This window comes from Mesorhizobium sp. ES1-3 (assembly GCF_020164795.1).
Classification (GTDB): domain Bacteria; phylum Pseudomonadota; class Alphaproteobacteria; order Rhizobiales; family Rhizobiaceae; genus Mesorhizobium.
Map to the genome: position 1 here is coordinate 40,485 of NZ_JAIUGW010000012.1, position 22,541 is coordinate 63,025.

Here is a 22,541-nt window from a genome sequence, read left to right on the forward strand (position 1 = left end):
GCCGATCCTTCACTGGAATTCCCGCCCGCCGCGATGCATTCTTTGCCGATGATGATTATCGATCGGCGAACCTTGCTCCTGGCTTCGATGTCCACCTTGTTGCCTGCTGGGGCATTGGCGGCGCGAGACAAGCCATCGCCCGAAACCTTCGACTATGGACCGGCCAAGCTCGACATCTATGCGCCCGGTGGCGCGAGAAACCTGCCGGTTGTCTTCTTCGTCCATGGCGGCGCGTGGCGGTTCGGCAGACGCAGCCAGGTCAACGCCAAACCGGCCTTCCTGCTTGCCAACGGCTTCTGCTTCGTCTCCATCGACTACCGCATGCTGCCACAGGCTGATGTCGCCACCCAGGCGGGCGATGTCGAGAAGGCCTATGCCTATCTCAGGGCCAATATCGCCCAACATGGCGGCGATCCCAGCCGTATCGTCGGCATGGGCCATTCGGCCGGCTGCCACCTGATTGCCCTGACCGGCATGCGCGGCGGACTGCCCGGCGTCGCCGGCCTGCTTCTCGATGATACCCGGGCCTATGATCTCGCCGCACTTTCCAGGAATGGGGGCATGGTTCGGGCCTATGCGCGGGCCTTTTCCGATCCTTCGCAATGGGCGGCACTTTCGCCGGCGAGCTATGTGGACGGCCGCAAGCATCCGCCAACCTTCATTGCCTATTCTCGCGCCGAGGGTCGCGGCGAACAGTCCACGGCCTTTGCCGAGCTCCTGCGCGCCAGCGGCACTGGGGTGACGCTGTTCGACGGCAGTGCTTATACGCACATGTCGATCAACCGCGATTTCGGTGAGGATGGCGACGCGCTGACCATCGCGGCGCTGGCGTTCCTGAAATCGACGGTCGGCTGAGCGCACCGGCGCGTCCGCGGAGCGTGTTCTACTCGTTCCGCCCGACAGCGTCCGATGAAAGCCGAGGCCGAAACTCAACAGTCACTGCTGGAGCGTTCGTTGAGCGTCGCACCGGTTTCGGCGTCGACCGCGGCCAGGCTGACCTCATAACCCCAGAGGCTTCGGATATGGCGCAGGGTCGCGTCGCGGCTGCCACCGTCGAGCAGTACGCCCTCCTTCACCTTGTGCTGCAGCCGCAAATGCCGGTCACCGAGCAGGTCGACATCCACAACCTGGATATCCGGCCGGCTCGCCCCGACATCGTAGCTATGGGCCAGCGCGGCACGTATTTTTTGGTAGCCGCGCTCATTGTGGATCGAGGCGACCTCGTAATGCGCGTCGTCGGCCTGGTCGGCCAGGACAAACATCCGCCACTTCCGTATCAGGGCCGGGCTGAGGTGCTGGCGGACGAAGGATTCGTCGCGGTGATTGGCCCATGCGTCCAGGAGCACGTCGCGCCAGTCACCGCGACCCGCGATGTCGGGAAACCAGTCGCGGTCCTCCGCCGTCGGCTCGGTCGAAATGCGCTGGATGTCCTGCATCATGTCGAGGCCGAGCGCGTACGGATTGATACCGGAGAACCGGGGGTCGTCGAAGGCCGGCTGGAAGATCACATTGGAATGGTTGCGCAGGACCTCGAGCATGGCGCCCTCGCTGATCTGGCCGCGGTCGAACAATGCGTTCATGAGAGTGTAGTGCACGAAGGTGGCGCAGCCTTCATTCATCACCTGCGTTTGCCGCTGCGGATAGAAATACTGTGCAACGACACGCACGATGCGGATGATCTCGCGCTGCCAGGGCTCCAGGACAAGGCTGTTCTTCTCGAGGAAATAGAGCAGGTTTTCCTCGGGCAGGTTGAGCGATTTCTTCCGCTCCGCCAGGCCTTCATCCTTCTTCTCGGTCTTGCTGGTGTCCTGTGAAGGAGGCAGCGTGCGCCACAAGTCGTTGTAGGAGCGCTCTTCATATTCCAGGCGCTCGCGCAACCCTTCACGCTGCCGCTCGGACGACAGCTTTGGCGGCCTGTGATATCGGAACACGCCTTGCTCCATCAGCGCGTGAGCGCTGTCGAGAATGCTTTCCACGGCTGACAATCCGTGCCGCTCCTCGCATCGGGCAATGTAGCCCTTGGCGAACTCCAGGTAGCTTAGAATCCCCCCGGCGTCGGTCCACTGCTGGAAAAGATGATTGTTCTTGAAGAAATGATTGTGTCCGAGCGCTGCATGTGCCGTCACCAGGGCCTGCAAGGCCATGGTGTTTTCCTCCATCAGGTAGACGATGCAGGGATTGGAATTGATGACCAGTTCATAGGCCAACCCCCGTCCGCCCTTGCGGTAGAGAAAGTCCTGATAAAGGAAATGCTTGCCGAACGACCAGTGACGATACATCAGCGGCATGCCGACCGATGAGTAAGCGTCGAGCATCTGCTGCGAAGATATGATCTCCATCTGTACCGGATAGGTGTCCAGCTTGAGCTCCTCGACGGCGATTGCCGCGATCGCCTCATAAGCCTGCGACAATTTCTGGAAATCCCAGTCGGATCCGGAAAAGAGCAAACCCGGTTTGCTGGCTGTCCTGGCCATAGTTTCCCCTCAGGCGCTCTTGCGGAGCGCGGGCTGTTTGGCGAAGAGCCGACGAAAGACGGGATAGATATCGGCGGCCGTGGCTATGCGGCTCATCTGGAAGTTCGGCCAGTTCGATTCGATGGCGCTGTAGGCCCGCCAGAGCGATGTCCCGTTTTCGGTCGCGCCGAAGATGTGGCTCTCGCGTTCGTCGATGATCTCGACATAGGCGAAATACTGGCACAGGCGCATGAGCTTGCCGTTCAGCAGGGCGATGCAGCGCTCGGAATCGGTGGCGAAATTGTCGCCGTCCGAAGCCTGCGCGGCGTAGATGTTCCACTCGCTCGCGGGATAACGCTGCTTGATCACGCGATGCATTTCCTCGAGTGCGGTAGAAACGACGGTGCCGCCGCTTTGCGTGCAGTAGAAGAAGGTTTCCTCATCCACCTCCTGCGCTTCGTGCGTATGGCGGATGAAGACGATTTCGGTGCGCTCATAACGTCGCTTCAGGAACAGGTGCAGTAGCACGAAGAAGCGCTTGGCCAGGTCCTTCTCCCGCTCCCCCATCGAGCCCGACACGTCCATCAAGCAGAACATGACCGCTTTCGCGTTCGGCACCGGGGTCGGGTCGAAGCGGTTGAACCGGATGTCGACCGGGTCGACGAAGGCAATCCGCCGGCGCCGGCGCTCCAGCCGCTCGATCTCCTCTTTGAGGGCCGCGACGCGCTCGCGCGTCTGAGCATCGGGCCGTGCGGCCTCCAGCAAGGCGAGGTCCTGCATGATCGCGTCGACCGCCGCTTGCTTGGGGCGCCTGAGCGCAATGCGGCGGCCGTGGCTGTTGCGCATCGTGCGGCCGACATTGATGTTGGTCGGCGAACCAGTGGCGGCGAAACCCGCCCGGCGCGGCTTGAAAGCAAGGATCTCCTTGAGATTGAGCTTCACCATGTCGGGCAGTTCGAGATCCTCGAAGAAAAGATCGAGCACCTCCTCGCGCGACAGGACGAAACGAAAGTCGTCCTCGGATGCGGTGTTTCCCGGTGACGAACCGCCCATGCCTCCGCCCTGGCCGGGTTTGGGGATCAGATCACCCTGGGCGAATTGCCGGTTGCCCGGCAGGATGTGCCGGCGCCGGCCGGTGTCCCTCGCGTCGTTGAAAGTCGGCTCGCCGGTGCCTCTCTCGGGCATCGGCACGGCATGCTCCGCGTCCACGTCGGCGATCCGTCCACTGCGGATCTGGTCGCGAATGCTGCGCTTGAGTTCCTCGCGGGCACGCCTGAGGAAGCGCTGGCGGTTGCCAAGGCTTTTGTCCTTCGGATTCAGGCGGCGGTCGATAAAGATCGGCATGCAACCATTCGGGCTGCTCTCAGCCCGCCTTGTTCACCCGCATGTACCAATCGACCAGCCGGCGCACCTGCCGTTCCGTATAGCCGCGCTCCACCATCCGCTGGACGAATTCGGTGTGCCGCTTTTCGGTGACGCTATCCTGCTTGGAGCCGAAGCTGATCACCGGAAGGAGGTCCTCGACCTGGCCGAACATGCGTTTTTCGATCACCTCGCGCAGCTTCTCGTAGCTCGTCCATGACGGATTGCGGCCGTGGTTGCGCGCCCGGGCCCGCAGCGTGAACTTCACCACCTCGTTGCGAAAATCCTTCGGATTGGCGATGCCTGCCGGCTTTTCGACCTGCGACAATTCGTTATCCAGCACCTCGCGGTTGAGGATCTGGCCGGTGTCGGGGTCCTTGTAGTCCTGGTCCTCGATCCAGGCATCGGCATAGGCGATGTAGCGGTCGAACAGGTTCTGGCCATATTCGCTATAGGATTCCAGATAGGCCTTCTGGATTTCGTGGCCGATGAACTCGGCGTAACGGGCGGCCAGTTCCGACTTGATAAACTCGAGATAGGCGGCTTCCATCTCCTTCGGAAACTGCTCCCGCTTGATCGCCTCTTCCAGTATGTACATCAGATGCACAGGATCGGCGGCCACTTCCGCGGTGTCATAGTTGAACGTCTGTGACAGGATCTTGAAGGCAAAGCGCGTGCTGACGCCGGTCATGCCTTCGTCGACGCCGGCGGCGTCGCGATATTCCTGGACTGACTTCGCCCTCGGGTCGATCTCCTTCAAGTTCTCGCCGTCATAGGCGCGCATCTTGGTGTGCAGCGGCGAATTGTCGTGCTCGGCAAGGCGGGTCGAGACGCTGAACCGGCTGAGGATATCCAACACCTCGGGCGCGCAGGGGCTGGCGGCCAATTCACTCTCGCGCAGCAGCTTTTCGTAGATCTGCCTCTCTTCGGTGATACGCAGGCAATACGGCACCTTGACCACGAGGATGCGATCGAGAAACGCCTCATTGTTCTTGTTGTTCTTGAACTGTTGCCACTCGGATTCATTGGAATGGGCAACGATGATGCCCTGATAGGGAAAGGCGCCGAAATTCTCGGTGCCGTTGTAACTGCCTTCCTGGGTCGCCGTCAGCAATGGATGCAGCACCTTGATGGGCGCCTTGAACATCTCGACGAATTCGAGCAGACCCTGCGTCGTCCGGTTCAGTCCGCCGCTGTAGGAATAGGCGTCGGGGTCGGACTGGCTGAAATTTTCCAATTGCCTGATGTCGACCTTGCCAACCAGGGCCGAGACATCCTGATTGTTCTCATCGCCAGGCTCGGTCTTGGCTATGCCGATCTGGCGCAGCCGCGACGGCATCAGTTTGACGACGCTGAATTTGGAGATGTCGCCGGACAATTCGTCGAGGCGCTTGGCCGCCCATGGCGAGATAAGCCCGTTGAGGCGGCGCCGGGCTATCCCGTATTTGTCCTCCAGGAGATCGCCCATGCGATCGGGATGGAACAGGCCAAGCGGCGATTCGAAAACCGGGCTGATCTGGTTGCCGACCTTGAGCGTGTAGATCGGGCGCTCCTCCATCAATTTTTTCAACCGTTCGGCCAAGGAAGATTTGCCGCCGCCGACCGGACCCAAGAGGTAGAGGATCTGCTTGCGTTCCTCGAGGCCCTGAGAGGCATATCGGAAATATCCGGCGATGCGCTCGATCGTATCCTCCATCCCGTAAAACTCGGAGAAGGAGGGATATATCTTGACGGTCCGGTTCGAGAAAATGCGGCCGAGCCGCTCGTCCTTGCTGGTGTCGACTAGGTTAGGCTCGCCGATCGCCTCGACCATTCGTTCCGGCGCCGAGGCATACATCGATTTGTCCTCGCGGCAGGCAAGCAGATATTGCTGGAGGCTTATTTCCTCTTGGGCGGCGTTTGCATAAATTTCCGAAAAGAGGTGGAAGACGTCGGATTGGTTCTCTCGCATGATCGTTGCCTTCAGAGCCATTCTGGCGGGGCCCACGTATCAACTGCGGGATGGCATTATTTGTTCCGTCGGCGCGCATGCATCTGGCATCAAAATCCTGGCATCGCTCCGGCCCGAATGGCTGCCCTATCCTGATTGAACGCTCGCAGCGTCCGCGGAGACTCTTGCGATCTGGAGATCGACCGCGACCTCGGCAGGGATGGGACGCGCTGACAGCCACCGCGCTCCGTGGCTGGATCATGCCAAAAGCGGCGGCGGGATATTGCCGTGCGGACGTCCGCGGGTGCAACTGCCCTTCGTGAATGGGAGAAATTTTGCATGAATGGCGCCGATGTCCTGTGCGAAGTGCTGCTGGCCAATGATGTGACAGTGTGCTTCGCCAATCCCGGCACATCCGAAATGCATTTCGTCGCCGCGCTCGACCGCAAGCCCGAGATGCGTTGTGTGCTTGGCCTGTTCGAGGGCGTGGTGACGGGTGCGGCCGACGGCTATGCGCGCATGGCCGACCGTCCCGCGGCGACGCTGCTGCATACCGGGCCGGGGCTGGCCAACGGTCTTGCCAACATGCACAACGCCCGACGCGCCAGGAGCCCGATGATCAACATCGTCGGCGACCACGCCTCATACCATCTGCCGCTCGACGCGCCGCTGACCAGCGATATCGAGGGCCTCGCGGTGCCGATGTCCAACTGGGTTCGACGCATCGAAGGGCCCGCCGATGTCCAGCCGGCCACGGAGGCGGCTTTTCGCGCCTCGCTGACACCGCCTGGTGTCACGACGCTGATCCTCCCGGCCGATGCCGCCTGGGGCGAGGCCGACGCGGTTTCGCCCGCCAAGGTGCAACTCGCGCCACCGCCGGCCGTCGACACGGGGGCCGTGCGAACGATCGCCGCGACGATCCGCGCGGCTCCGGGCCGTGTTGGCATGATTGTTCGTGGGCGGGCGGCACGGGCCGATGCTCTCGAGATCGCGGGTCAGATTTCAGCAGCCTGCGATGTCAGGCTGTTCAGTGAGGTCCTGATCGCACGGATGCAGCGCGGGCGTGGGCGTGTCGCGCCGACGCGCATCCCCTATCCGGTCGACGCGGCGACGGCGATGCTCGGGGATCTCGATGTCCTTGTATTGGTCGGCGGAAAGGAGCCGGTCGCCTTCTTCGCCTATCCGGGAAAGCCCGGGCGGCTTGTCCGCGATGATTGCATGGTGCTGATGCTGGCCGCCCACGGGCAGGACCTTCATGGGGCACTGGAAGCACTTCGTGACGAACTGGGCGTCAAGCCGTCACAGCAGACAGTGGTTGCCAGCGCCTTTCCTGACGAGGCAACGCCGAACGGCCGGCTGACGGAAGACGCAATTGCACTGTCCGTCGCGAGAAAGCTGCCGGCCGACGCGATCGTCTGCGACGAGGCCGTCACCTCGGCGCGGCGTTTCTTCGCGCTGTCGGCCTTTGCCGCACCGCACGACTACATGATGGGCACGGGCGGGTCGATCGGCGGCGGCATCCCGCTGGCGACGGGCGCCGCGATTGCCTGTCCCGGCCGCAAGGTGATCAATCTCGAGGCCGATGGCAGCGGCATGTACACGGTGCAGGGCCTGTGGACGCAGGCGCGGGAACATCTCGACGTGGTGACGATCGTCTTTTCCAACCGCACCTATGCGATCCTGCATGGCGAGATGCGTAATGTCGGCGTGAACGCGATCGGCGAGAATGCCAGGCGCATGCTCGATCTCGACCATCCCGCGCTGGACTGGGTCTCGCTGGCCAAAGGGATGGGCGTGGAGGCGGCGCGTGCGGATACCTGCGAACGTTTCGACGCGCTGCTGGACAATGCTTTGTCGCGGCGCGGGCCGTTCCTGATCGAAGCCGTGATTTGACCGCGGCCGCCAAGCGGCGACGGAAACGGCCTTACCAGCGCGTCTGTTCGCCGGGCGCCGCAGGCTCGATCGCCAGCGCGTGCACGCCCGCCTTCAACTCGTCGGCCAGCAGCTCGTTGACGGCGCGGTGACGGTCGATGCGGCTCATGCCGGCGAAATTCGGCGAGACGATGCGGACACGGAAATGCGTCTCGCCGGTGCCGTCGAACTCGGCGTGGTGGCCGGATTCCACGTGATGATGGCCGGCGTGGAGATGGCTTTCGTTGAGGATGACCAGCCGCTCGGGCGAAAATGCCTTGTTGAGCTTGTCTTCCATGGTCGCCTGTATGGACATCGTCTTCTCCCTTCACCACATATGGTTGGCGCCGCCCGTGAAAACCAAAAATCGGTTTCACAAAGCCGTTGGCGCAACAAAATCAGTCATCCGCCCGCTTTAAGCCGCGATTCAGCGGTTAGGGCGATGATCGCGAAAATGTCAATTCTTGTTTCGCATCTGCGAACGCCCCATAAATGGGTGAGATGAAGCCGTATCCCAAATATTTCGAGAAGATTCGCGTCCGCCCCGACAAGGACGCGGAGGTGAAGTCGCACGCGCCGATCTGCCAGTGGGATGGCTGCAAGGAGGCGGGCACGCATCGCGCGCCGGTCGGGCGCATGAAGGAGGGTGAGTATTTCCGCTTCTGCTTCGACCATGTGCGCGAGTACAACAAGGGCTTCAACTACTTCTCCGGCGTGCCGGACACCGAGGTCGCGCGCTTCCAGAAGGAAGCTATGACCGGCCACCGGCCGACCTGGAAGATGGGCGCCAACGGCGCCTCGACGCGATCGTCGCCCGATATGGCGCAGATGCGCTCCGGCCGCGCCGGCTACTACAACCGCATGCGTGACCCGTTCGACCTATTCAAGGGGCCGAAGGATCCGCGCGAGGCGCGCGAGCGCAAGGCCAAGCCGCTTGAGGCCAAGGCGCTGGAAACGCTTGGCCTTGATACAAAGGCGACTGGCAAGGACATCAAGGCGCGCTATAAGGAACTGGTGAAGCGTCACCATCCGGATGCGAATGGCGGCGACAGAGGTTCGGAAGACCGGTTCCGTGATGTGCTTCAGGCCTATCGCGTGCTCAAACAGGCAGGCCTGTGCTGAGCGACCCTACGGTTTGTGTCGTTTTCCAACTTTCATAAGGTTGGAAAACGCTCTAAGACCGCCCCCGAACAAAATGGATTGCCGGCGAAACGCGACGTTTCGCCCGTGGAGACGTTGAGAGATATGAACAAGGTCGATCGCGACATCGCCAATCTGCCCGACACGACGGTGTTGGTGAAGGAGAAATTCGGCTTCGAGTCCAAGATGGTGGTGCCGGCCTATTCGGTGACATCAGAGCATGTGCCCGACATCGATCCCGACTATCTGTTCGACAAGGCGACGACCTTGGCGATCCTCGCCGGCTTCGCCTACAATCGCCGCGTCATGGTGTCGGGCTATCACGGCACCGGCAAGTCGACGCATATCGAACAGGTCGCCGCCCGCCTCAACTGGCCCTGCGTGCGCGTCAATCTCGACAGCCATGTCAGCCGTATCGACCTCGTCGGCAAGGATGCCATCGTAGTCAAGGACGGCCTGCAGATCACCGAATTCCGCGACGGCATCCTACCCTGGGCCTACCAGCACAATGTCGCGCTGTGCTTCGACGAGTATGATGCCGGCCGTCCGGACGTGATGTTCGTCATCCAGCGCGTGCTGGAATCGTCCGGCCGGCTGACACTGCTCGACCAGAGCCGGGTCATCCGCCCACATCCGGCGTTCCGCCTGTTCTCGACCGCCAACACGGTCGGGCTGGGCGACACGACAGGCCTTTATCACGGCACCCAGCAGATCAACCAGGCGCAGATGGACCGGTGGTCGATCGTCACCACGCTGAACTATCTGCCGCACGACAATGAAGTGAACATCGTGCTCGCCAAGGCCAAGCATTATCGCGACACCAAGGGCAAGGACATCGTCAACAAGATGGTGCGCGTCGCCGATATGACGCGCTCGGCCTTCATCAATGGCGATTTGTCGACGGTGATGAGCCCGCGTACCGTCATCACCTGGGCCGAGAATGCCGAGATCTTCGGCGATATCGGCATGGCGTTCCGGCTGACCTTCCTCAACAAGTGCGACGAGCTCGAGCGTTCGGTGGTCGCCGAGTTCTACCAGCGCGCCTTCGGCCAGGATCTGCCCGAGAGCGCGGCCAACGTGGTGCTGGGCTAAGCAGAGCCTCGATGGCGGGTCCGGGCGACAATACGCGCAACAAGTCGAAGACGGGGTCTGAAGCCGACAGCTTCAAGCGTGCCGTAACCGTCTGCATGCGCGCCATCGCCGGCGACAAGGAGATGGAAGTCGGCTTCGCCAAGGACAGGCCGGCGCTGGCGGGCAGCCGGGCGCGGCTGCCCGAACTGCCCAAGAAGGCATCGAAGGCCGACATCGCGATCACCCGCGGGCTCGGCGATTCCATGGCGTTGAAGCGCGCCTGCCATGATGTTCGCATCCACAGCAAGCTGGCGCCGGAAGGCAAGGCTGCCCGCGCCATCTACGATGCGGTCGAGCAGGCCCGCGTCGAGGCGATCGGCAGCCGCGCCATGCAAGGCGTCGCCGACAATATCGGCTCGATGCTGGAGGACAAATACGCCAAGGCCAACCTCGTAGACGTCAAGGACAAGGCCGACGCGCCGATCGAGGAGGCGCTCGCGCTGATGGTGCGCGAAAAGCTGACCGGCCGGCCGGTGCCGAAGAGCGGCGAGCGGCTGGTCGAACTCTGGCGGCCGTGGGTCGAGGAGAAGGCCAAGGCCGACCTCGACGGCCTGTCGGAGAAGCTCGAGGACCAACAAGCCTTCGCCCGCGTTGTGCGCGAGATGCTCGCCTCCATGGAAATGGCCGAGGAACTCGGCGACGACCAGGAGACGGAAGACTCCGAGGACAATGACGACAACCAGCCGCAAGGCGAGGAACAGAGCGAGGAGGGCGGCGAAGACGATTCCGGCTCCGAGCAGTCGCAGTCCGAGGACGCCGAGGCATCGGCGGACGACGAGCAATCGGCGGAGACCGAAGCCTCGGACGCGACGGCCGACGATCTGTCGGATGACGACGATGCCGATGCCGAGACCGCCGGCGAGGCGCGCCGCAACGACGATCCCTTCACCAATCTGCCGAAGGAAATCGACTACAAGGTCTACACATCAGCTTTCGACGAGACGGTCGGCGCCGAGGAACTCTGCGAAGAGGAAGAGCTCGACCGGCTGCGCGCCTTCCTCGACAAGCAGCTCGCCAATCTGTCCGGCGTCGTCGGGCGGCTCGCCAACCGGCTGCAGAGGCGGCTGATGGCGCAGCAGAACCGGTCCTGGGATTTCGACCTGGAAGAGGGCTATCTCGATCCGGCGCGGCTGGTGCGCGTGGTGATCGATCCGATGCAGCCGCTGTCGTTCAAGCAGGAGCGCGACACCAAATTCCGCGACACGGTGGTGACGCTGGTGCTCGACAATTCCGGCTCGATGCGCGGACGGCCGATCACGGTCGCCGCCACCTGCGCCGACATCCTGGCGCGCACGCTGGAGCGCTGCGGCGTCTCGGTCGAGATCCTCGGCTTCACCACGCGGGCGTGGAAGGGCGGACAGGCGCGCGAGAAGTGGCTGAAGGACGGCAAGCCGCCGAACCCGGGCCGGCTGAACGATCTGCGCCACATCATCTACAAGTCGGCCGACCACCCGTGGCGGCGGGCGCGGCGCAATCTCGGCCTGATGATGCGCGAAGGCCTGCTCAAGGAAAACATCGATGGCGAGGCGCTGCTGTGGGCGCACAACCGGCTGATCGCCCGGCCCGAACAGCGCAAGATCCTGATGATGATCTCGGACGGCGCGCCTGTCGACGATTCGACGCTGTCGGTCAATCCGGGCAATTATCTCGAACGCCATCTGCGCGCCGTCATCGAACTGATCGAGACGCGTTCGCCGGTCGAGTTGCTGGCCATCGGTATCGGCCATGACGTGACCCGCTATTACAGACGGGCCGTCACCATCGTCGACGCCGAGGAACTGGCCGGCGCCATGACCGAGCAACTGGCTTCGCTGTTTGCCGAGGAAAGCGCGAAGGATACGCGCCGCGGCGGCATGCGGCGCGCCGGATGATCTTTTCGCGAGGCGGGTTTCGGCACGCGCTTTTCGCCGCCATCGCCTTGCTTGCCGGCATGGCTTCGGCGTCAGCCGGTTCGGCCGGCTCGGCTGCAGTTGAGCCTGTCGCAGTCTCGGCCCGCCCGATCACCGAATTTCATATCGGCCGTACCGACAAGCAGTTTGGCCAGCTCGAATTCGTCGGCGGGCTTGAAATGACCTCGCCATCACGCGATTTCGGCGCGCTGTCGGCCTTTCGATTTCTGAAAGCCGGCAGCGATTTCATCGGTGTGGCCGATACCGGTTACTGGTTCTTCGGTTCGGTGGCCCGAGACGCCGACAGGCGACCCGTCGGCATCCAGAATTTTCGCATGCAGCAAATGGTGGACCAGAGCGGCCAGCCGATCGACGAAAAATGGGAAGTCGACGCCGAGGGCCTCGCGGTCAAGGACGGCATCGCCACTGTCGGTTTCGAGCGCAACCACCGCGTCGTCCAGTTCAAGATCGACCCGGACAACATGAAAGCGCCGTTCAGGCAGCTGGATTTCCTGGTGCCGGCGCGGGAGCTGCGGCAGAACCGCGGCTTCGAGACAGTCACCCATTCAAATGCCAACGGCCAGCATCGGGGCGGCCTGGTCGTGGTCTCGGAGAAGAGCCTCGACAAATCAGGCAACATCTACGCCGCCATCATCGAAGGGCCGCGCAAGGGCGTCTTCACCGTCAGGCGCAACGACGATTTCGACATTACCGATGGCGCCTTTCTGCCCGATGGCGATCTTTTGCTGCTGGAGCGCAGTTTCACCATGGCGGGCGGGCTCAGGATGCGGCTGCGGCGCATTTATGGAGAGAGCGTCGAGAAGGGCGCCGTTGCCGACGGGCCGGTGCTGTTGCAAGCCGACATGGGCTACCAGATCGACAATATGGAAGGGCTAGACGTCTGGACCCGCGATGACGGCGCGCTGATGGTGTCGCTGATCTCCGACGACAACCACTCGATCCTGCAGCGCAATCTCTACCTGGAATTCATCCTGCACCAAGATTGAGCGGCGGCTCCTCCGCGACGCCCATTGGTGATTTCTCCATGCGTCGGCCATTCCCCAGAGTTTTCCTCGGCAAGCCACCGAATCGGAGCGGGTTTTTGGCCACGGACGCGTTCGCGGCAATACTTTAGTCTGGACTTGACAATTGAAGTGACGCGGACAATACTCAAGTCCATGCTTAACCATTCAGAGATCGACAGCATCCTTCGCGCTCTTGTCGAGCCCACCCGCCGGCAAATCCTGGAACGGTTGAGCAGCGGACCGGCCACCGTCAGCCAGCTGGCGGAGCCGTTCGGCATGACCTTCGCCGCCGTGCTGCAGCATCTCCAGGCGTTGGAGGCCTGCGGTCTGATCCGCAGCGAAAAGATCGGGCGGGTGCGAACCTGCCGGATCGAACCGGGCGGGCTCGCCCCGCTCGCCGACTGGATTGCCGAACGCCGCATACCGGCGGAACGCCATCTCGACCGTCTTGGCCAGATTCTGGCCGAGACAGACCAATCCCCCACGAAAAATCAGGATCAGGAAAAGGACGAACAGCAATGAACCAGATCGCCCCCGTCAAGGACGAGCATTCCGTCATCCACTCCACCTTCACCATCGAGCGGACCTACCCGCAATCGCCGTCACGTGTCTTCCATGCCTTCGCCGACAAGGCGACGGTGCGGCGCTGGCGCGTCGAAGGCGATGGTTTTGCCGTTGCCGAATTCAGCTTCGACTTTCGCGTCGGCGGCGGCGAGGTGTCTCGCTTCAACTATGGCGGCGGTCCGGAGGTCAGGCTCGACGCGCAATTCCAGGACATCGTTGCCGACCAGCGCATCGTGTTTTCCTACAGGATGGCGATCGGGCCGCAGCCCATGTCGGCATCGCTCACCACCGTGGAACTGACGCCGTCGGGCGATGGCACAAGGCTGACCTACACCGAGCAAGGCGCCTTCTTCGACGGTATCGATTCCGCCAAGGGACGGGAGGAGGGGACTCGCGGGCTGCTGGAGGCCCTTGCCGCCGAACTTCAGCGGTCAAACTAGCCGCGGCCGCCGTTGGCCAAGATCATGAGGCTTTGGTGGCTATCCAGATGACATGGCGCGCGCCGCGCTTGCCGTTGGCGCGCGTGTTGACTTCCTCGACGGCGAAGCCTGCCTGTTTAAGCCGCCGCGTGAAGCCGGCATCGGGCCCCTGCGACCACACCGCCAGCACACCCCCCGGCTTGAGGGCGGTACGCGCGGCGGAGAGGCCAGCCGCGCTGTAGAGGGCGTCATTGCCTTTGTGGACAATGCCTTCGGGGCCGTTGTCGACGTCGAGCAGGATCGCGTCCCAGGCTGTGGGCTCGGACCGTATCAACTGGCCGACATCGGTTTCGCGGATGGTGACGCGGGAATCATCGAGCGAGCCGGCGAAAATCGCGGCCATCGGGCCGCGCGCCCAGGCGACGACGGCCGGCACCAGTTCCGCGACAATGATTTCGGCATTGTTGCCCAGTTCGGCGAGAGCAGCGCGCAGCGTAAAACCCATGCCAAGCCCGCCGATCAGGATTCTCGGCTGAAGATGGCCCGCAATCCTCTGGCAGGACAGTTTCGCCAGCGCTTCCTCGGAGCCGCTCAGCCGGCTGTTCATCAGCTCGTTGGTGCCGAGCATGATCGAGAATTCGGAACCGCGCCGTTTCAGCCGCAATTCCTGCCGGCCGTCGGGCGTTTTTGCGGAGTCCAGCTGGATCCAGGGAATCACGGCCTAGACCGCGGCAATGGCCGGCTGGCTCCAGCGGGCGGCGAGCAGCCGGTAGGGGATCAGTGCCACGACAGCGATGATCAGTTTCACGCTGAGGTCGCCAAGCGCCCAGGACACCCAGCGCATGGCATCGACATGAAACACGCCCATCAATGGGGCGCTCTCGAGTGCAAAACCGTCGCTTGGACCGACAAATGCAAAGGCGGCCGAAAAAGCGACACCGAAGAACACGACGGTGTCGAACACCGATCCGACCAGTGTGCCGACGATCGGCGCCCGCCACCAGCTCTGCCGGCGCAGCCGGTTGAACACGGTGACGTCGAGCAACTGCGCGGTCAGGAAAGCAGCGCCCGAAGCGGCCGCGATGCGCACCAGCCGGTCGGCTGATGTCTCGAATTCGATGAAGCCATGGCGGAACAGGAAGGGCGGAACGAGGATGGAGCAGACCACCGCCGTCATGAAGCCGACAAAGACAATCCGGCGCGCGACCGCAGGTCCGTAGCGGCGGTTGGCGAGGTCCGTGACCAGGAAGGAAAAGGGATAGGTGAAGGCGCCCCAGGTCAAAACGTCGGCAAGCGACAGGCCGCCGATCTGGCCCTGCATGGGGAACTGCACGAGGATGTTCGAAGCCACGACGACAAGCGCCATGGCGGCCACAAAGGGCAAATATCGCGAAAAAGAAGACATTTTTTTATCCTGGGTAATGGAACCAGCGGAGAGTTTTGCCGAAACCGGATCACGCTCGCTTTGTTCGAGCATCGAATCCATGGCCGCTTCGCGATCTCGATCCGATGCTCAGTGGGCCAACAAGAGGTTGGCCAGGGCGGTTGTCCCCCGCCCGAAAGACGAATTAAGCCGCAGCCTGTTCGGCGGTCTTCTTGGCGATCTGCTTCTTCAAGAGACGCGCGCGCAGCGACAGCTCCTTGACGTCGGCCTTGGCCAGGAAAGCATCGAGGCCGCCGCGATGTTCGACCGAACGCAGCGCGTTGGCAGAAATGCGCAGGCGCACATTCTGGTTCAGCGCTTCCGAAATCAGCGTCACATTGACGAGGTTCGGCAGGAAGCGACGCTTGGTCTTGTTGTTGGCGTGGCTCACATTGTTGCCGGTCTGTACTGCCTTGGCAGTGAGTTCGCAGGTGCGGGACATGGTTCTAACCTTCAGTTCTCTCGTGACCTGCCAAACCTTTGTGCCCACGCCGGGTGGCGCGCGGTTCTGATCAGGCGGCCTTATGGAAAAAGTTGGCGTTCCATAGTTGCATTTCACCGGGGCGTCAAGCTCCGGCTTCCCTAAGGAAGCGCCCGGCATTTCATATTAAGGCCGGATTTCCTCCTATAAGCGGTCTCATAGGGACATGCCAGACCGGAGTCGCCCGCCTCCGGCCGAAAATCAAGGATCCGATCCCGCCATGCCTCGTTCGTCTCACGCGCTGGTTGCCGCGCTTGCCATCGCCTTGCCGTCCGCCGCGTCCGCTGCTTCGCCGCAGTCGTTCAAGGGCGAATACACGGTTTCGTTCCTTGGCCTCTCGATCGCAAGATCGACTTTCTCCAGCAACTATCAGAACGGGGTTTATGCGATCAATGGCACCGTCTCAGCAGCGGGTCTGGCCAAGCTGTTCGACGATACGCGTGGCACGATCTCGGCCAAGGGTACGATCTCCGGGCAGAAAATGGTGCCGCAGGCGTTCCGCGCCGATTACACTTCCGGCAAGAAAGCGTCCGCGATCGACATCCGCTTTACCGATGGCAACGTGATCTCGACGCAGGTCATCCCCGCTCCGGGCAAGCGCGATCCCAAGGCCTGGGTGCCGGTCGGCGCCGGCGACCTGGCATCAGTGCTTGATCCGATGGCCGCCACCGTCATTCATGCCGACAGCCTAGACCAGGTCTGCGGCCGCAAGGTCAAGTTCTACGATGGCGAGATGCGTGCCGATCTGACACTGACCTATGCCTCGAAAGGCACGATCTCGGTGCCGGGCTACAAGGGCGACACCGTCACCTGCCAGATGGGTTTCGAGCCGGTGGCCGGCTATCGCAAGGGCCGCAAGGCGCTCAACTATCTCAAGAACAAAAGCCGCATGATGGTGACGTTTGCACCGCTTGGCCAAACCGGCGTATATGCGCCGATCCACGCCACGGTTGGAACGCAGATCGGCACCTTGACCATCAGCGCCGGGCGTTTCGAAGCGGTACAATAAGGCACGCCACCGGGGACAGAATGGGGCGCGCCACTGGAGGCGGAATGGCGCGCGCGACACTGATCGGCTTTTCGGCGGTCGCCATGTGGGCGTTGCTGGCGTTGCTGACGGATGCGTCCGGCAAGGTGCCGCCATTCCTGTTGTCGGCGATCACTTTCTCGATCGGCACGGGCGTAGGGCTTGTCGCACGACTGTTCATGCCGGTCACCGATAGGAGCCAGAAGATCCCGCCGCAGGTCTGGGTAGTCGGCATTGCCGGCCTGTTCGGATACCACTTCTTCTACTTTACCGCACTGCGCAGCGCGCCGGCGGTGGAGGCGAGCCTGATCGCTTATCTCTGGCCGCTGCTGATCGTGCTGGGCTCGGCGCTGATGCCGGGCGAAAAACTGGCGTGGAACCATGTCGTCGGCGCCCTGCTCGGCCTTGCCGGCACCGTGCTGATCGTCACCAAGGGCGGCGGCCTGGCCTTCGACGCCCGCTATACCTTCGGCTACGCCATGGCCGCCGTCTGCGCCCTGCTATGGTCATCCTATTCGCTGCTGTCGCGACGTTTCCCGTCGGTGCCGACCAGCATCGTCACCTGGTTCTGCGCGGCAACCGCCGTGCTGTCGCTCGCCTGCCACCTGGCATTCGAGGAAACAGTGCTGCCTGACGGCGCCGGCCAGTGGCTGGCCGTGCTCGGGCTCGGCCTGATGCCGGTGGGCGCGGCCTTCTACGCCTGGGATATCGGCGTCAAGCGCGGCAACATCCAGGTGCTGGGTGCTGCAAGCTACGCGCCACCGCTTTTGTCGACACTGGTGCTGATCTCGGCCGGCGTCGCCGAGCCTTCGTTGCGCATTCTAGCCGCCTGCGTGCTCATCACTGGCGGCGCGGCGCTGGCGGCAAAGTCGCTGTTCCTGCGCAAGCCGGCGGCATCCGAAAGCGGAGCCAGGGCATCCGAAGGCGGAGCCCGGGCATGACGATGCCCTTTGCCGGCGGCATCGACGCCAACGCCAATGCAACGCTGATCTTTTCGCTGGTGGCGGCGGTGATCTATGCCTTCACGCTTGGCATGCCGCCGACGCTGGCCCGCTCGGCGGCAAAGACACTCGCCGTGGCCATGCTTGCCGTGCTGGCCGCAAAGCAGGGCGGCCCGCCGTTGCTGGTCGCCGCCCTTGGATTGAGCGCGGTTGGTGACGCCTTCCTGTCGCGCGACGGGGAAAAGGCATTTCTCGGCGGGCTGGCGAGCTTTCTCGTCGCCCACACCGTCTATGTCGTGCTGTTCCTGCGCAGCGGCGGCGGATTGGAGTTGCTTGCCGCCGAATCCTGGCGCGGCGCGATTGCACTGGCCATGGCGGCGTTCGCGATTGTCATGCTGGCGGCGCTCTGGCGTCGTGTCGGTCCCGGCCTGCGTATTCCGATTGCCGTCTATGTCCTTGCGATCCTGGCGATGGGCATGTCGGCGCTGACGATAGACAGTACCTGGGTGATCGGCGGCGCCGTGCTGTTCATGGCATCGGACGGGCTGCTCGCCACGGAGAAATTTTTAGTGCCGGCCATCTCGCCGCATCGCGCCTGGATGCGCCTTGCCGTCTGGGTGTTGTACTACGCCGCCCAATTGGCAATTACCCTGGGTTTCTTGCTGGGTTAAAGCGGCTTCGGCTGCCAGCCCGGCTCCGCGAGTTCGAAGGCGGCGAAATCGAAACCCGGCGCGACCGTGCAGCCGACCAGCGTCCACTCGCCCAGGCTGCGCGCCGATTGCCACCAGCCTGCCGGCACGACGATTTGCGGCCGTTCGCCCGCCGCGAGGTCGATGCCGAGAACCTGCTCGATAATGGCGCCGCCTTCATCGGACATAGACAGCGCCAGCGGGGCACCCGCATGGAAATGCCAAACCTCGGCGGCATCCTTGACCCGATGCCAGGCCGAAAGCTGGTGCTGTTCCAGCAGGAAATAGATTGCGGTCGAATGGCCGCGCGCACCGCCGGCTTCGTCGCGAAAGGTTTCCGCGTACCAGCCGCCTTCCGGGTGCGGCTTCAGTGCGAGCGTTGCGATGATTTCCGCGGAACTGGTCATCGGCAGAAAGCTCGCATGTTGCTCAGAAATTGTCCTTGCGCTTGCGAATCTCGGCGAAGACCTCGGCATCTCCAGCCTTTTCCATGCCCAGATGCTTGCGGATTGCCGGATCGTGCCAGCGCAGGAAGGGGTTGGTCGACAGTTCCTGGCCGATCGTCGTCGGCAGCGTCGGCTTGTTGTCGAGCCGCAGCGCCTCGATCCGCGCGGCGCGCTCCTTCAATGCCGAGTTGGTGGGGTCGACGCTCAGCGCGAAACGGGCATTGGCGAGCGTGTATTCGTGGCCGCAATAGACTGTCGTCTCGGCGGGAAGGGCCGCGAGCTTCTTCAGCGATTCGTACATCACCGGCGGCTTGCATTCGAACAGCCGCCCACAGCCTAGCGCGAACAGTGTATCCGCGGTGAATGCCACTTTCGATGCCGGCAGATGGTAGGAGACATGGCCAGCTGTATGCCCGGGCGTGGCGATCACTTCGATGCGCTCATCGCCGAGATGAAGGACGGAGCCTTCTTCGACGGTTTCGTCGATGCCGGGAATCTTGGCCTTTTCCGCCTCCGGCCCGACGATGCGCAGCTTGAAGCGCTCCTTGAGCGCCAGATTGGCCTCGACATGGTCGACATGATGATGCGTGGTCAGGATCATCGTCGGCGTCCAGCCGGTGCGCTTGATCGCGGCCAGGATCGGCGCTTCCTCGGGCGCGTCGATGATCGCGGTCTGGCCGCTTTCGGGGTCATGCACCAGCACGCCGAAATTGTCGGTGCGGCACATGAACTGTTCGATTTCGACCGGCATCGCGTCTCTCCATTTATCGCGCAGACATAGGGCGCGGCTGCGCGAATGTCATCCCGGGATGTCGAAGCGAATATTATCCTGGGATGGGAATTGAGATCCGCCGTGCCGGCCGCCTTGGCCTTTTGTTGAATCCGGCCGATATCACGGCTACATCCCTGACATGCATTCCGACATCGTCGACCTTCGCTCCTTCTATTCGACAACGCTCGGCCGGTTCGCCGAGCACTCGATCACCATGGCGCTGTCGTCGATATGGGCCGCTGTGCCCAATGAGCGGCTGGTCGGCCTCGGTTACACCTTGCCCTGGCTGGAGCGCTTCGGCTCCGATGCCGAGCGGGTCTTCGCCTTCATGCCGGCGACCCAGGGCGCCGTGGTCTGGCCGGCGACGGGGCCGACGGCAACGGCACTGGTCTTCGACGAGGAACTGCCGCTGGTCGATTCCTGCATCGACCGCATGCTGCTCGTCCATTCGCTCGAACATGTCGAGAACCCGCGCGAGACGCTGAACGAAATCTGGCGGGTACTGTCGCCGGCGGGGCGCGTCGTCATCGTCGTGCCCAACCGGCGCGGTGTCTGGGCGCGCTTCGAACATACGCCGTTCGGCAACGGGCGGCCTTTCTCACGCGGGCAGCTCACCGAACTGCTGCGCGAGGCGAATTTCACGCCCGCCGCGTGGTCCGATGCCCTGTTTTTCCCGCCATCGCGGCGGCGCTTCATGATGCGCTTCCACAATGTGCTGGAGCGCGCCGGCCGGCGGCTTTGGCCGATCTTCTCCGGCGTCATCGTCGTCGAGGCGCAGAAGCGGCTTTACCAAGGCGTGCCGGTGGCCCAGCGCGCGTCTCGCCGCGTCTTCGTGCCGGTGCTGTCGCCGCATGGCGCGACTCGGCTCGGCCGCCGCGCCGAAGCATCGTCGGTTCGGCAAGTGACACCTTCGTGATCGCGATGGAAACTTGCATCGCGCGGCATCTTTCCGACCTATCTGTCGTGCTGGACTGGCTGAGTGGTTGACAGGCTGCCGTCGTCGGCTCTCTTCACCCGGTTTGAGCTTCGCACCTGAACGCAAGGACCTCGGCTATGGCTGATCAACTGGACAATCAGGCCACCGTTCAGCCGGTCGCCGTGGTCAGCAGCCTGCACGATCAGGTGGCGACGATCAAGCGGGCGCTGATAGAATCGCCGGTTCGCAAATGGTTGCTATGGACGTCGGTCGGCATGATGGCCGTCATCGTCGCGACGTCGATCGGCCAGGTTCTGCTCAATCGCTGGAACCAACCCTTTTACGACGCGCTCGCGCGCCGCGACATGGCTGCCTTCCTGCATCAGCTTCTTGTCTTTGCCATGATCGCCGGCGGGCTGCTGGTGCTCAACATCGGCCAAACCTGGCTCAACCAAATGATCCGGCTGAAGTTGCGCGAGGCGCTGACGCTGGATTTGATCGACCAGTGGATGCGGCCGGCGCGTGCTTTCCGGCTGGCCAATGCCGGCGCCATCGGCGTCAATCCCGACCAGCGCATGCAGCAGGATGCGGCGCACCTGTCGGACCTGTCGACCGATCTTGGTGTCGGCCTGCTGCAGTCCCTCATACTGCTCGTGTCTTTCGTCGGCGTGTTGTGGGAGCTGTCTGCGGGCTTCGTGTTCCACGTTGGCGGCTGGTCGCTGGCGATACCGGGCTACATGGTCTGGGCGGCGTTCCTCTATGCCGGCACCGCCTCCTGGCTGAGCTGGCTGGTCGGGCGGCCGCTCATCCGTCTCAACAGCGACCGCTATACGCGCGAAGCGGAGCTGCGGTCCTCGATGGTGCGCGTCAACGAGAATGTCGATGCCATCGCGCTGTACCGCGGCGAGAATGATGCCAAGCGACGGCTCGAACTCGACCTCGGCACGGTGCTGGGCGCCATGCGACGCATCTACACCGCCCAGATCAACCTGTCCTGGGTAACCGACACCTATGGCTGGATCACCGTAGTGGCGCCGATCCTGGTCGCCTCGCCGGTCTATTTCTCGGGCGATATCAGCTTTGGCGGACTGATGATGGCGGTCGGCGCCTTCAACCAGGTGCATTCGTCGTTGCGCTGGTTCATCAACAACATCGGCAGCATCGCCGACTGGCGCGCCACGCTGATGCGCGTCGCCGACTTCCGCATCGCGCTCAATGAAACCGATGTGCTGCACGACAAGGAGAAGCGTATCTCCTTCGATGAAAACGCCAATGGCAGCCTGACGTTCGAGAAACTCCAGGTGGCCTCGCCAGAGGGCTGCACGAAGCTCTCCGACCAGCATGTCGAAATCCGTGCCGGGGAGCGCGTGATGATCACCGGTGAGCCGGGCGCCGGCAAGACGCTGTTCTTCCGCGCCATTGCCGGCCTGTGGCCATGGGGAAGCGGGAAGATCGGCATGCCGGCGGGAGAGGCCCCCATCTTCGTGCCTCGTGTCCCTTATTTCCCGGCCGGCACGCTGCGCGAGGTCCTTGACCATCCTTATGGCGTTGCTCCGGCAAGCGATGCCGATATCTCGGCGGTGCTTGCCGAAGTCGGCCTCGGGCGGCTGTCATCCTCGCTCGACCGGTCGGCCCGCTGGGGCCGTGAGTTGGGCGATGACGAACAGCGATCGCTCGCCTTCGCCAGGCTTGCTTTGCGGAAGCCGAAATGGGTGATCATCGATGAAGCGATGGATGCATTCGACGGCCCGTCGCTGAGGCGTGTGCTGTCGCTGCTGGATAAGCATCTGAAGGACGCCGCGATCATCAATATCGGACGCGGCCTGCACAACAATCAGTTCTTTCCGCGGTCCCTGACGATCGTGAAGGATACCGGCGCACCCGCGCTGAAACCCGCTCCCGTCAGGGCAGGTGCCATCGAACCGCCGCCAGTCGCCGTACAGCGCAAGGCATAGAACAGCCGGCAATCGGACCGACCGGGCGCTCCTGCGACAAGCTTTATTTCGCCGTGATCGCGAGCGA

Annotated in this window: 22 protein-coding genes; 13 read left to right on the plus strand and 9 right to left on the minus strand. The window is 63.0% G+C overall.

Annotated features, from left to right (window positions below):
- The first annotated feature begins 54 nt into the window (after nucleotides 1–54).
- Nucleotides 55–855: an alpha/beta hydrolase gene (locus LB536_RS17645; protein ID WP_224595192.1), complete on the plus strand. Its 801-nt coding sequence runs from the start codon at nucleotides 55–57 to the stop codon at nucleotides 853–855.
- A 74-nt stretch (nucleotides 856–929) separates the two neighbouring features.
- Here the strand turns inward: LB536_RS17645 and LB536_RS17650 are convergent, their stop codons facing one another.
- The 3 genes from LB536_RS17650 to LB536_RS17660 are packed head-to-tail and all read right to left on the minus strand — an operon-like array spanning nucleotide 930 to nucleotide 5,766.
- Nucleotides 930–2,474, minus strand: a complete 1,545-nt coding sequence (locus LB536_RS17650) for a SpoVR family protein (protein WP_224594964.1) — start codon at nucleotides 2,472–2,474, stop codon at nucleotides 930–932.
- 9 nt (nucleotides 2,475–2,483) lie between these two features.
- Complete coding sequence (locus LB536_RS17655) at nucleotides 2,484–3,797, minus strand: YeaH/YhbH family protein (protein ID WP_224594967.1); 1,314 nt, start codon at nucleotides 3,795–3,797, stop codon at nucleotides 2,484–2,486.
- A gap of 19 nt (nucleotides 3,798–3,816) precedes the next feature.
- Entirely contained in the window at nucleotides 3,817–5,766 is a 1,950-nt protein-coding gene (locus tag LB536_RS17660) for a PrkA family serine protein kinase (protein WP_140754373.1), read from the minus strand.
- A 318-nt stretch (nucleotides 5,767–6,084) separates the two neighbouring features.
- Between LB536_RS17660 and LB536_RS17665 the strand changes: the two genes are divergently transcribed.
- Complete coding sequence (locus LB536_RS17665) at nucleotides 6,085–7,638, plus strand: acetolactate synthase large subunit (protein ID WP_224594970.1); 1,554 nt, start codon at nucleotides 6,085–6,087, stop codon at nucleotides 7,636–7,638.
- A gap of 31 nt (nucleotides 7,639–7,669) precedes the next feature.
- Here LB536_RS17665 and LB536_RS17670 read toward each other — a convergent pair whose 3' ends face one another.
- A complete protein-coding gene (locus LB536_RS17670; protein WP_224594973.1) occupies nucleotides 7,670–7,972 on the minus strand; it encodes a BolA family protein in 303 nt (100 codons plus the stop codon).
- A gap of 176 nt (nucleotides 7,973–8,148) precedes the next feature.
- Here LB536_RS17670 and LB536_RS17675 point away from each other — a divergent pair, with 176 nt between their 5' ends.
- The 6 genes from LB536_RS17675 (at nucleotide 8,149) to LB536_RS17700 (ending at nucleotide 13,845) form a co-directional block, all read left to right on the plus strand.
- Complete coding sequence (locus LB536_RS17675) at nucleotides 8,149–8,778, plus strand: J domain-containing protein (RefSeq protein WP_140754367.1); 630 nt, start codon at nucleotides 8,149–8,151, stop codon at nucleotides 8,776–8,778.
- A gap of 123 nt (nucleotides 8,779–8,901) precedes the next feature.
- Nucleotides 8,902–9,888: a cobaltochelatase subunit CobS gene (gene cobS, locus LB536_RS17680; RefSeq protein ID WP_140809508.1), complete on the plus strand. Its 987-nt coding sequence runs from the start codon at nucleotides 8,902–8,904 to the stop codon at nucleotides 9,886–9,888.
- 11 nt (nucleotides 9,889–9,899) lie between these two features.
- On the plus strand, nucleotides 9,900–11,798 hold the full coding sequence (gene cobT, locus LB536_RS17685) for a cobaltochelatase subunit CobT (protein WP_224594975.1): 1,899 nt from the start codon (nucleotides 9,900–9,902) through the stop codon (nucleotides 11,796–11,798).
- Complete coding sequence (locus LB536_RS17690; RefSeq protein ID WP_224594976.1) at nucleotides 11,795–12,823, plus strand: esterase-like activity of phytase family protein; 1,029 nt, start codon at nucleotides 11,795–11,797, stop codon at nucleotides 12,821–12,823. The genes cobT and LB536_RS17690 overlap by 4 nt, the downstream gene beginning before the upstream one ends.
- A gap of 171 nt (nucleotides 12,824–12,994) precedes the next feature.
- The gene (locus LB536_RS17695; RefSeq protein WP_224595195.1) at nucleotides 12,995–13,363 is read left to right on the plus strand and encodes an ArsR/SmtB family transcription factor; all 369 of its coding nucleotides are present in this window, start codon (nucleotides 12,995–12,997) and stop codon (nucleotides 13,361–13,363) included.
- The gene (locus tag LB536_RS17700) at nucleotides 13,360–13,845 is read left to right on the plus strand and encodes an SRPBCC family protein (RefSeq protein ID WP_224594978.1); all 486 of its coding nucleotides are present in this window, start codon (nucleotides 13,360–13,362) and stop codon (nucleotides 13,843–13,845) included. Before LB536_RS17695 ends, LB536_RS17700 begins: the two co-directional genes overlap by 4 nt.
- Nucleotides 13,846–13,867: 22 nt before the next feature.
- Here LB536_RS17700 and LB536_RS17705 read toward each other — a convergent pair whose 3' ends face one another.
- The 3 genes from LB536_RS17705 to rpmB all read right to left on the minus strand — a co-directional run bounded on the left by LB536_RS17705 (nucleotide 13,868) and on the right by rpmB (nucleotide 15,689).
- Nucleotides 13,868–14,542, minus strand: a complete 675-nt coding sequence (locus LB536_RS17705) for a spermidine synthase (protein WP_224594979.1) — start codon at nucleotides 14,540–14,542, stop codon at nucleotides 13,868–13,870.
- Between the two features lie 3 nt (nucleotides 14,543–14,545).
- Nucleotides 14,546–15,229, minus strand: coding sequence for a queuosine precursor transporter (locus tag LB536_RS17710; RefSeq protein WP_224594982.1), 684 nt, complete (start codon nucleotides 15,227–15,229; stop codon nucleotides 14,546–14,548).
- A gap of 163 nt (nucleotides 15,230–15,392) precedes the next feature.
- A complete protein-coding gene (gene rpmB / locus LB536_RS17715) occupies nucleotides 15,393–15,689 on the minus strand; it encodes a 50S ribosomal protein L28 (RefSeq protein WP_140754353.1) in 297 nt (98 codons plus the stop codon).
- A gap of 259 nt (nucleotides 15,690–15,948) precedes the next feature.
- Here rpmB and LB536_RS17720 point away from each other — a divergent pair, with 259 nt between their 5' ends.
- Genes LB536_RS17720 through LB536_RS17730 form a run of 3 tightly spaced genes read left to right on the plus strand, consistent with a single transcriptional unit; the run spans nucleotide 15,949 to nucleotide 18,367 of the window.
- Nucleotides 15,949–16,737 (plus strand): DUF3108 domain-containing protein, encoded by a 789-nt coding sequence (locus tag LB536_RS17720; RefSeq protein ID WP_224594985.1) that lies wholly within the window; start codon nucleotides 15,949–15,951, stop codon nucleotides 16,735–16,737.
- 44 nt (nucleotides 16,738–16,781) lie between these two features.
- The gene (locus LB536_RS17725) at nucleotides 16,782–17,696 is read left to right on the plus strand and encodes a DMT family transporter (RefSeq protein WP_224594990.1); all 915 of its coding nucleotides are present in this window, start codon (nucleotides 16,782–16,784) and stop codon (nucleotides 17,694–17,696) included.
- The gene (locus LB536_RS17730) at nucleotides 17,693–18,367 is read left to right on the plus strand and encodes a lysoplasmalogenase (RefSeq protein ID WP_224594991.1); all 675 of its coding nucleotides are present in this window, start codon (nucleotides 17,693–17,695) and stop codon (nucleotides 18,365–18,367) included. Before LB536_RS17725 ends, LB536_RS17730 begins: the two co-directional genes overlap by 4 nt.
- Here LB536_RS17730 and LB536_RS17735 read toward each other — a convergent pair.
- Both LB536_RS17735 and gloB read right to left on the minus strand, forming a co-directional pair.
- On the minus strand, nucleotides 18,364–18,792 hold the full coding sequence (locus LB536_RS17735) for a cupin domain-containing protein (RefSeq protein WP_224594994.1): 429 nt from the start codon (nucleotides 18,790–18,792) through the stop codon (nucleotides 18,364–18,366). The genes LB536_RS17730 and LB536_RS17735 overlap by 4 nt on opposite strands.
- Before the next feature lie 22 nt (nucleotides 18,793–18,814).
- Nucleotides 18,815–19,582 (minus strand): hydroxyacylglutathione hydrolase, encoded by a 768-nt coding sequence (gene gloB / locus LB536_RS17740; RefSeq protein ID WP_224594996.1) that lies wholly within the window; start codon nucleotides 19,580–19,582, stop codon nucleotides 18,815–18,817.
- Between the two features lie 160 nt (nucleotides 19,583–19,742).
- Here gloB and LB536_RS17745 point away from each other — a divergent pair, with 160 nt between their 5' ends.
- Together LB536_RS17745 and LB536_RS17750 are read left to right on the plus strand one after the other, a co-directional pair.
- Nucleotides 19,743–20,519, plus strand: coding sequence for a class I SAM-dependent methyltransferase (locus LB536_RS17745; RefSeq protein ID WP_224594998.1), 777 nt, complete (start codon nucleotides 19,743–19,745; stop codon nucleotides 20,517–20,519).
- A 137-nt stretch (nucleotides 20,520–20,656) separates the two neighbouring features.
- Complete coding sequence (locus tag LB536_RS17750; RefSeq protein WP_224595011.1) at nucleotides 20,657–22,474, plus strand: ABC transporter ATP-binding protein/permease; 1,818 nt, start codon at nucleotides 20,657–20,659, stop codon at nucleotides 22,472–22,474.
- Nucleotides 22,475–22,541: the final 67 nt, after the last annotated feature.